The organism is Acinetobacter sp. TUM15064, assembly GCF_008980265.1.
In the GTDB taxonomy this organism is placed as follows: Bacteria; Pseudomonadota; Gammaproteobacteria; order Pseudomonadales; family Moraxellaceae; genus Acinetobacter.
In genome coordinates this window covers 1-8,558 of sequence record NZ_BKFU01000090.1, presented here as the reverse complement: position 1 = coordinate 8,558, position 8,558 = coordinate 1, and the positions used below count along the sequence as shown (strand labels likewise).

Genomic DNA, 8,558 nt, shown 5'->3' with positions numbered 1-8,558 from the left:
AGTCTGCCTAAGTCATTTAAATAATTCGTGTTGATTATTTATGTTTTTCCAACAATTCAAAATACTCACTGGCCATCAGATTCAAAGCAAACTTAATATCTATAATAGGAAAATTACATGATACATCAAATGTTTCCTCAAAAAATACGTTTAAGCTGTTGCCATGAGTATCAAAACTTGTAATCCGATATAGTGGGTATAGATATTGCAGCTTGTTACCATCATTATTTCTTAGCTCATTTAACATATCGTTTATATTTTTTAACCTTGATAATCTTGTCCAAGCACTATTTGGGGCCTGAAGACTATCATGGTATTTATCCATAAAATCTTTCCAAGCATCTTGGTTTAAATCATTGAAAAGCTTTCTATAATCTTCTTTAAAACCATTTACAGCTTTCTCGAACCGCTCACTTTCAGATTCGCTGTCATCAAAAATGTATATAATCTTAAAAAAGTTTTCCAACAATGAACGAATCAATGGATGTGTGATGTATCGCTCATCAACCGATGCACTATCATCTAAAACAAATTGACCATCTGGTTTCATGTTACCCAAAAGCGTCCCCGCAATTGTGGTAAATCTCAATATTTCTTGACCTAAAAATCCCTTAGCACTTTTCTGCTTTGACAGCTCTTCAGCTGAAGTAAATTGTTCATTTAATAATTTAAAATAATCGGTACTTAGCATTGTATGCTCCATTTAGTAGTAAATTTTTTATAAATGCATTCATTTAATGTGTTGCATACAATGAGGTTTAATTTTTAAAAGTCAAGACGTTATCCTAAATTATCACTTACTCTCTCCGTCTCAATCCCCTGCATTCCAGTACCACCCTGCTGCGGCACTGCTGGATTCATCGGACTGGTATTCTGCTGCACCTCTGCCAGTCCTTCACTTCCTATCTGAGCACCCTCACCCTCTAAATACGGTGAACGTATATCACGTGCTGCTGTCTGCTCCGCTGTCGGGAAGTTAGGATCATCACCAATTGGATTAGGGCGCTGATAACCAGCACCTTTCATCACCTCATCAGCAATTGGTGCAACTTGTGGCATTTGAGCAACCTGTACACCTGCTTGCATTGCAGAATAAGCAGCTTGAACACCGATCTGCACAGAACGTGCATCAATCTCACGGATTTCACTGCCAGCTTTACGTTCCTTGAGTTCAAGCTCACGGCGTTTAAGATCAATACCTGCATCAGCAAGTGCTCTTTCAACAGCTTCTTTGATTTGTTGCTCGACTTGTTCAGGAGTTGGAGCCTGTGTAGCTTGGCGAATGGACTCAATAATATCTTTCTTGAATGGAATGTCGGTCAAAGCCATCACATATGGCAATACTGCAGTTTGAATCTCAGCAGATAATGACTTAGTAATCTCAGACAATGCGTTTAATTGCTGCTCACGGAATGTTGTAGAACTTGGAACATCATCAAGTACCACTTTTAAACGAATCCGCTGTATGTCATTGGATACGTAAGGGTAACCCAGTTCATCTACTTCTGGCTTGTTGATTACAACTGTACGGTCTTCACGTACTGCATCACCTTCAATAACTACAGTTTGCTCACGGCTTCCCATATCTTCAACAATCATCGAGAGAAGCATCTCACCTATTAAGGTGCGTGCTTCTCTAAAGTTATCCATGATCTTCATCAAAGTTTGATTTGATTGTTCAATCTGCAATTGTTCCTGTTTGCCAGATGTCGCATTGCCCTCCCTTATGTTTCTTCGCATGCTGTGCCCAGCCTTTGCATGGCTTCATACGCTTCTTGTCTTCACTGGTCGGACAGTCCAGATTCTCAATATCTTTATGACAATAGAAAACCGCATCTGATTCCAAGGCATGAGCCAAGTCAGATTGAGTCGTAAGACAGTGATTTGCGAGTGTTCCGCAGCGATAAAGGTGAGTGTTATGGATATTCAAAACTTTGAAACTGCTTATTTAAATGCCGGTGGAAAGGCATCTGAACTCGAAAAAGAAGATGGTGAATATGTTTCATCAAAAGCTCAAATAGGTTGGCAGATGTGGCAAGCAGCTACAGCCCAAGCCGTGCCTAATGGGTTTGTTTTGGTAAATGCAGAGTCTTTAGCACTTCACGCCCAAAGCATTCGTATGTTTAACAATGGTGATGAGGAAAATTATTATTACGAAATTGAAAATCACGTCTGCGCTATTGAAGCAATGATCGAAGCACAGGAGCAAAGCCATGACTCTAATTGAAAAAATTAATTCAATCATTCGTGATGTTGCAGAGCTTCCTGATCGTACAGGCCCAGAAGATTTCCCTAATGCATTTATTTTAGCGGGTGATGAGCTTGAAGACATTCTATCCAAGCGCCTTACTGAAGGTTTCCCATGCATCAAAAAGGCAGCTGAATTGATTTGGTTTGATAATGGGATGGTAAATAGTCTTGAGCCATTGGGTGTCAAGCATGAACTTTTAGAAGCTTGGTTAATTCGAGAAGTAGAAGCCGATTTGATGAAAATTGAGTCTGATTTAGCGCAACTAACAGAAGATGAGCTTAATACTGTTTGTTGTGGTGAAGAATCCGAGCAATACCGCCTTGCTTCTATACAGATGAATGACTTTCTAGGTCGAATCTTTAATGAAGAATATTTGGTTGGGGAGCAAAGTCATGAGTAGAACCGCAAAACAAATTGTTGATCAGACTCATGCACTTGCCGAGGCCTTTTATCTACACCTTGGTTATGAGCATATTAGAGACCGCCATGGGAATCTTTACGAATCAACCCATCCAACAGAGCAAAGCATGTGGCATTTAGCTTGCTTAGCTCAAATTGAATTAACAGCAACAGATCCAAACGATGCTTTAAGTGAATTAGAAGAGGAGCAAAGTCATGAGTAATTCATCTACAAAATTCAAAATTGACGACAAAGTTGTTTATTCAAATAAGCTTGTTCCAAATAAACTAATCATGACAGTAAAACGCGGCACGCACAAAAGTAGTGGTATGGAAATGGTAATTATCGAATTACCAGGTGGCCTTGCTCATGCTTTTGCATCTGAATTAAGAATTGCAACACCGACTGAAGTTGCAGCAGGTGTCCGTGATGACTAACCTCCAACTCATCGCCCAAGACCTTGCTGAGGAATTTGCACCATTTGTCATAGGCCAGTCAGGCACAACCAAAACATTCACGGCGGAGCAAGCCTCTGCCCTGTACAAAATTTTAGTTAATTACGGGTATCCCGATGAGGGACCTAAGGCAGAAGTTGAAGCAGGAGAATGATTAATGGGAGTAGCAATAAATCAAAATGATCAAATCGACATATCAATGATGTTGATTCTGCGTTATAAAAAACCTGTTGTTGCCTTAAAAGACATTGTGGAAGATTACATGCCTCATCTAGATATCGCAGCAGCAAAACAACGGGCAGCTAAGTGCAAGCTTCCCTTTCCAGCTTTTAAAGTTGATGGTAATAAGTCAGAATATTTTGTGGATTTAGCTGATGTAGCTGCATGGCTTGATTCACTACAAAAAGAATCTCAAAGAAATTGGAGAGAGGTGAATTAACTTCACCTCAATTTATTACGCCATTTTTACGCCATACGCCACTAATTAACCATTAACTTATTGAATTATAATTATTATATTCAGAAATCTAACCCACCTGCCATCGGTGCAACAATCAAATTATTTGAAAGTTGGTATGGGCCAATATACATATAGATTCATCATATTTTCGACCGAAACAGTATACTGCATCTATTCTTTCGGCTCATCTTTTATGATGTGGTCTTCTTTTATGGAAGAAACGGTTTCTTTTGCTATTGCAGTACTAAGGGTTCGTAATCTAAATAATAGTAGAATCAGGTATATTTATTACAAAATAGACTATGTCGCACAAGGTCAGCTCTCCCCAAAGAGTCGAATACCACTATTTATAAAAAAGATTTACGAACCATTCGTAAAAATAATTAAGCAACTAACGCCTGAAATGCTTGTAACCCTACCCCTCTAAATCCTGAATCTCAATACATGTCCAAAGCTTTAAAGGAGTTTTATGATCCACGCTTAAACCCAAAACAAAACCCTCACCATGTTGAAAGTCGACTGCTGAGGATAAAAATTTTCCTTTAGGCATAATTTTTTGCCCCAACAACACAAAGTACAGCAGCCAAAGTTACAACTAACATCATCCAACTTACTGTTTCGTGTAACAACCATCCTGCCAATGCAAGCCCAATAAAAGGCTGAAATAATTGCAGTTGCCCCACAGCTGCAATTCCACCCTGTGCCAATCCACGATACCAAAAGACAAAACCCAACAACATGCTAAAAAATGAAACATATCCCAATGCAATCCATGCAGATGTACTAGTAGCATGAAAAGATGCCGGCATCGTAAATAGTGTTAAAAATAACATCGGCGGCAAAGATAAAACCAAAGACCAACTTATTACTTGCCAACCGCCTAAATTTCGAGATAATTTCGCACCTTCTGCATAACCCAATCCACACAGAATAATTGCTATAAGCATGAGAATATCCCCCTTCCAAGAAACTCCCATATCCCCAGTAGCCGTATAACCTGCGACAAAAGATGCTCCAGCAAGTGCAAATAACCAAAAATATGGTTTGGGACGCTCCCCACCACGTATAACAGCAAATATTGCGGTACAAATAGGTAACAGACCTAAAAAAACAATTGAATGTGCAGATGTAACAGACTGTAGTGCAAAAGCTGTTAACAATGGAAAACCTATCACTACACCTATTGCAGTGACCACAAGTGAAGGAATCTCCTTTTTCTGTGGATGTGGCTGACGGAATAATAGGAGTAAGGCTAACCCAAATACTCCTGCAATTGTGGCACGGGCACTGGTCAAAAAAATCGGTGTAAAGTCTGCAATCGCTACGCGTGTTGCAGGTAGAGATCCAGCAAAAATTACAACACCAATCAATCCATTGATCCAACCATTTTTCAGTACTTTCATTTAACAGGTCTCAAATATTCAACCACTCAAGTTGAACATGAATCCCTCTTTTTAAACCAGAAACAATTCAGTACAATTATTAGAAACTGTTATGTATATAAATCCAATACAGCTTAGAGTGAAGTCATGCGAAGCCATACCCGTATTAATGCAGTCATGCAAGAAATTAAGCTAAAAATTACTTCTCGTACTTATTTACCAGGTCATCGACTCCCTTCTGTCCGGCTCCAAGCTCGAACAATGCATGTGTCAATTTCTACCGTTGTTGAGGCTTATGAACGTTTAATTGCGGAAGGCATGATTATTTCCAAAGCTAGTTCTGGCTTTTATGTCTCAGGACCAATCGCTCCCCTTTCGTTGACTCAAATTGAACCTCAGCTTGATCGGGAGGTCGATCCTTTATGGGTCTCTAGACAAGCTCTTGAAACAGGCGTTAATGTTTTAAAACCAGGATGTGGGTGGCTCCCGCCAGACTGGTTATATGAAACAGGGGTGAGACGTGCACTTCGGACTATGGCAAAAGCAGATTCACTAGAGTTAGTCGAATACGCAACACCACTGGGGCACCCAGAATTAAGACAATTTATTTCTCGTCGCTTAAGTTCAGTTAAAATTGATGCATGTTCCAATCAAATCATGCTCACGGAATCAGGGACTCAAGCAATTGATTTAATATGCCGGCTGTTATTAGAAGCAGGCGATACCGTTATTGTCGATGACCCATGTTATTTTAACTTTCATGCTCTGCTAAAAGCCCATCGTATTAAAATTATCAGTGTGCCTTACACCCCCATAGGCCCTGATCTAAAAGTGTTTGAATCCATTCTAGAAGAACACTCCCCGCGACTGTATATTACAAATTCAGGTATTCATAACCCTACAGGTGCAGTGCTTTCCCCAGTAATCGCTCATCGTTTGTTAAAGCTAATTGATCAGACTAATTTAGTCATTGTTGAAGATGACATCTTCGCAGACTTCGAACAAAGTCCCGCTCCTCGTTTAGCCTCTTTTGATGGGCTAAATCGCGTCATACACATCAGTAGTTTTTCCAAAACAATTTCTGCATCTATACGTTGTGGCTACATCGCAGCTAAAGAATCTTGGATTGAAAATTTGATAGATTTAAAAATTGCCACTTCTTTTGGGGGAGGAAGGCTGGCTGCTGACATGGCGCTAATTGCATTAAAAGACAGCGGTTATCGAAAACATATGGAAAACATTCGCGCACGATTAGCGTATGAAATGCTGCAAGTAGCTACCAAACTTGAAGCATTGAAAATTCAGCCATGGATCATGCCACAATCAGGTATGTTTTTATGGTGTAAACTTCCCGATGGTTTGGATGCAGCCGTTATTGCTAGAGAATGTTTAAAAGATGGGGTGGTATTAGCCCCTGGAAATGCATTTAGCCAATCATTGAGTGCTCAAAACTTTTTAAGATTTAATGTTGCCCAATCTAGGGATGAACACATTTTTTCGACTTTAAAGAAAGTTCTTGCACAGTATTCTGTTGAGTTATAAATAAAACGAGAAAACCTAATCTCTTTATTTCCAACATATAACAAAGAACAGTCTTAATCCTTATTTTGGCTATAGACCTCACATGACAACCATACTCAATCAAATGATTTGACAGTTATCATCAACCAATATACATATAAAATTCATCACTTTTTCGACCAACATAGTATACTGCATCTGCTGTTCTAGCTTGTCTTTTATCATGTGTTCTCTATTTATGAATAAAAAGCTGTTTCTTTCTTCTGGTTTAAAAACATTAAGTGTCTTGGCCATATCTATAGGCTTAACCGCCTGTGGTGATCGCTCATGGTGGACAGATGATGAGCCAAAGCTCAATGCCGAGCAAATTGCCCGTATCATTCCAGGACGTGTCAATGATCGAAGCTCATGGGCAAAAGATATCTACGAAATTTCAGAACAATTAGGTATTCCTCAAAACAAAGAGAATATGTGTTCAATTATTGCTGTAGTCGATCAAGAGTCGAATTTTGTGGCTGACCCAGAGGTCTATGGTCTAGGTGAGAAAGCAGTAAAAGAAGTTCAAGAACGCTTGGATGAAAAATTTAAAGATAAACTGGGTGATGCCATTGGTGGCACCATTGCAGGCTATTTTCAGCAGGTACTAAAAGAACAGCCAAGCCCTGAAGATAACTATTTAAGCCAAATGCGTCGTGTCAAAACAGAACGTCAGTTGGATGAGCTTTACCGTGAAATTTTTGACTATATGTCTAATCATTATCACGTCAGTGCATTGACTGGAGCTGCTAAACTTGTAGGGCAAGACGTTGGTGAAAAAATGAACCCCGTTACAACCCTTGGATCAATGCAAGTACACATTGGCTATGCTAAAGAACATAAACGCGAAGGTGGCAGTATGGCTGACTTGCGTACAGACCTTTATAGCCAGTATGGGGGGCTTTACTATGGTATCCATCGACTCATGATGTATCCTGCTGACTATGACAAACCCCTTTATCGCTTTGCTGACTATAACTCAGGCATGTACTCTAGCCGAAATGCTGCGTTCCAAAGCATGCTAAATGACTTAACTGAAGCAGAACTTGATTTAGATGGTGACTTATTGCTTTATGGCAAAGATGGCTCCCCTAAGTCGGCAAAAAGTCAGTCTGAACGTGAATTGATTACGGTGTTTGCTCAACATAACATTTTGGTTACACCGCGTCAGATTCGCTCAGATTTAAAGAAAGAAAAAGAGAAAAAGTTTGAAGATACTGCAACTTATCGCGCAGTGACCAAACTTTATCAAGAGGTCACAAAAAAGGAACCTTTCTATGCCATGATGCCTGAAGTCGTGATTTCTGGTCCAAAGTTGAGTCGTGATTACAATACAAATTGGTTTGCAACCCGTGTCAATGGACGTTACCAATCATGCATGCAACGCTCAAAGCGCATAAAAATTTAGCTTTATTTGACTTTGATGGCACCCTGTATGGAAAAGACAGTTTTACAGGGTTCATTTTCTATGTGCATTCAAAGCGACATATTGCTTTACAAGGGCTAAAAGTCCTCCCCTATATTCAAAGCTATTATTTAGGTTTCTATCCTGCACATCAAATGCGCCCGAAACTTTTTCAGGCCATGTTTAAACAGGCCGAAATTAAGGAAATTGATATGCATGCAAAGCTCTATGCAGAGCGCCTCATTCAAGGTCTTAATCCTGCGTTGTATAGCCAACTTAAACAACACCAAAACTTAGGCGATGATGTTGTCTTAGTCTCCGCTTCAATTGATATTTATTTAAAATATGTGTGTGAAATACTCTCGATTGATTTGATCTGCACGCAGGTAGAACAAAATCAACAGCGTTATACGGGACGCTATCTAACTCCTGATTGTAGCTGTGAGCAAAAGGCTGTCCGTATCCAAGAAAAATATGAGCTTGATCGCTACCATGCTGTTTATGCTTATGGCAACAGTGTTGAAGATATGCAAATGTTGTCCTTAGCCGATTTCACTTATTTTGCAGGAACAGATGCACAGCTTCCTGACCTCTCTAATCACCCCAATCATCGGCAAATTAGTTAATTATTAAGGCATGCTTAATATT

Annotated in this window: 12 protein-coding genes and 2 pseudogenes; 9 read left to right on the top strand and 5 right to left on the bottom strand. The window is 39.6% G+C overall.

Annotated features, from left to right (window positions below):
* Nucleotides 1–34: 34 nt before the first annotated feature.
* The 3 genes and pseudogenes from GBI16_RS16865 to GBI16_RS16855 all read right to left on the bottom strand — a co-directional run bounded on the left by GBI16_RS16865 (nt 35) and on the right by GBI16_RS16855 (nt 1,846).
* On the bottom strand, nt 35–691 hold the full coding sequence (locus GBI16_RS16865; protein WP_151707517.1) for a DUF5677 domain-containing protein: 657 nt from the start codon (nt 689–691) through the stop codon (nt 35–37).
* Between the two features lie 89 nt (nt 692–780).
* A pseudogene (locus tag GBI16_RS16860) lies at nt 781–1,725 on the bottom strand (hypothetical protein); the annotation flags it as partial.
* Entirely contained in the window at nt 1,679–1,846 is a 168-nt protein-coding gene (locus GBI16_RS16855; RefSeq protein ID WP_215900693.1) for a hypothetical protein, read from the bottom strand. The pseudogene GBI16_RS16860 and the gene GBI16_RS16855, both read right to left, overlap by 47 nt.
* Before the next feature lie 72 nt (nt 1,847–1,918).
* Here GBI16_RS16855 and GBI16_RS16850 point away from each other — a divergent pair, with 72 nt between their 5' ends.
* The 6 genes from GBI16_RS16850 to GBI16_RS16825 are packed head-to-tail and all read left to right on the top strand — an operon-like array spanning nt 1,919 to nt 3,545.
* Nucleotides 1,919–2,227: a hypothetical protein gene (locus GBI16_RS16850; protein WP_151707516.1), complete on the top strand. Its 309-nt coding sequence runs from the start codon at nt 1,919–1,921 to the stop codon at nt 2,225–2,227.
* Nucleotides 2,214–2,651: a hypothetical protein gene (locus tag GBI16_RS16845; protein WP_151707515.1), complete on the top strand. Its 438-nt coding sequence runs from the start codon at nt 2,214–2,216 to the stop codon at nt 2,649–2,651. The genes GBI16_RS16850 and GBI16_RS16845 overlap by 14 nt, the downstream gene beginning before the upstream one ends.
* Nucleotides 2,644–2,874 (top strand): hypothetical protein, encoded by a 231-nt coding sequence (locus tag GBI16_RS16840; protein ID WP_151707514.1) that lies wholly within the window; start codon nt 2,644–2,646, stop codon nt 2,872–2,874. Before GBI16_RS16845 ends, GBI16_RS16840 begins: the two co-directional genes overlap by 8 nt.
* A complete protein-coding gene (locus tag GBI16_RS16835) occupies nt 2,867–3,088 on the top strand; it encodes a hypothetical protein (protein WP_151707513.1) in 222 nt (73 codons plus the stop codon). The genes GBI16_RS16840 and GBI16_RS16835 overlap by 8 nt, the downstream gene beginning before the upstream one ends.
* Nucleotides 3,081–3,260 (top strand): hypothetical protein, encoded by a 180-nt coding sequence (locus tag GBI16_RS16830; RefSeq protein WP_151707512.1) that lies wholly within the window; start codon nt 3,081–3,083, stop codon nt 3,258–3,260. The genes GBI16_RS16835 and GBI16_RS16830 overlap by 8 nt, the downstream gene beginning before the upstream one ends.
* 3 nt (nt 3,261–3,263) lie before the next feature.
* Complete coding sequence (locus GBI16_RS16825) at nt 3,264–3,545, top strand: pyocin activator PrtN family protein (RefSeq protein ID WP_151707511.1); 282 nt, start codon at nt 3,264–3,266, stop codon at nt 3,543–3,545.
* A gap of 86 nt (nt 3,546–3,631) precedes the next feature.
* On the opposite strand, the pseudogene GBI16_RS19140 reads toward GBI16_RS16825, so the two are convergent.
* Nucleotides 3,632–3,697 (bottom strand): annotated as a pseudogene (locus GBI16_RS19140) (hypothetical protein); the annotation flags it as partial.
* Nucleotides 3,698–4,108: 411 nt separating this feature from the next.
* The gene (locus GBI16_RS16820) at nt 4,109–4,969 is read right to left on the bottom strand and encodes a DMT family transporter (protein WP_151707510.1); all 861 of its coding nucleotides are present in this window, start codon (nt 4,967–4,969) and stop codon (nt 4,109–4,111) included.
* Nucleotides 4,970–5,095: 126 nt separating this feature from the next.
* Here GBI16_RS16820 and GBI16_RS16815 point away from each other — a divergent pair, with 126 nt between their 5' ends.
* From GBI16_RS16815 to GBI16_RS16805, 3 genes are all read left to right on the top strand, one after another.
* Complete coding sequence (locus tag GBI16_RS16815; protein WP_151707509.1) at nt 5,096–6,490, top strand: PLP-dependent aminotransferase family protein; 1,395 nt, start codon at nt 5,096–5,098, stop codon at nt 6,488–6,490.
* A 217-nt stretch (nt 6,491–6,707) separates the two neighbouring features.
* Complete coding sequence (locus GBI16_RS16810; RefSeq protein WP_086209355.1) at nt 6,708–7,913, top strand: DUF1615 family protein; 1,206 nt, start codon at nt 6,708–6,710, stop codon at nt 7,911–7,913.
* On the top strand, nt 7,880–8,536 hold the full coding sequence (locus GBI16_RS16805) for an HAD-IB family hydrolase (protein ID WP_086209356.1): 657 nt from the start codon (nt 7,880–7,882) through the stop codon (nt 8,534–8,536). The genes GBI16_RS16810 and GBI16_RS16805 overlap by 34 nt, the downstream gene beginning before the upstream one ends.
* The last annotated feature ends 22 nt before the right edge of the window (nt 8,537–8,558 follow it).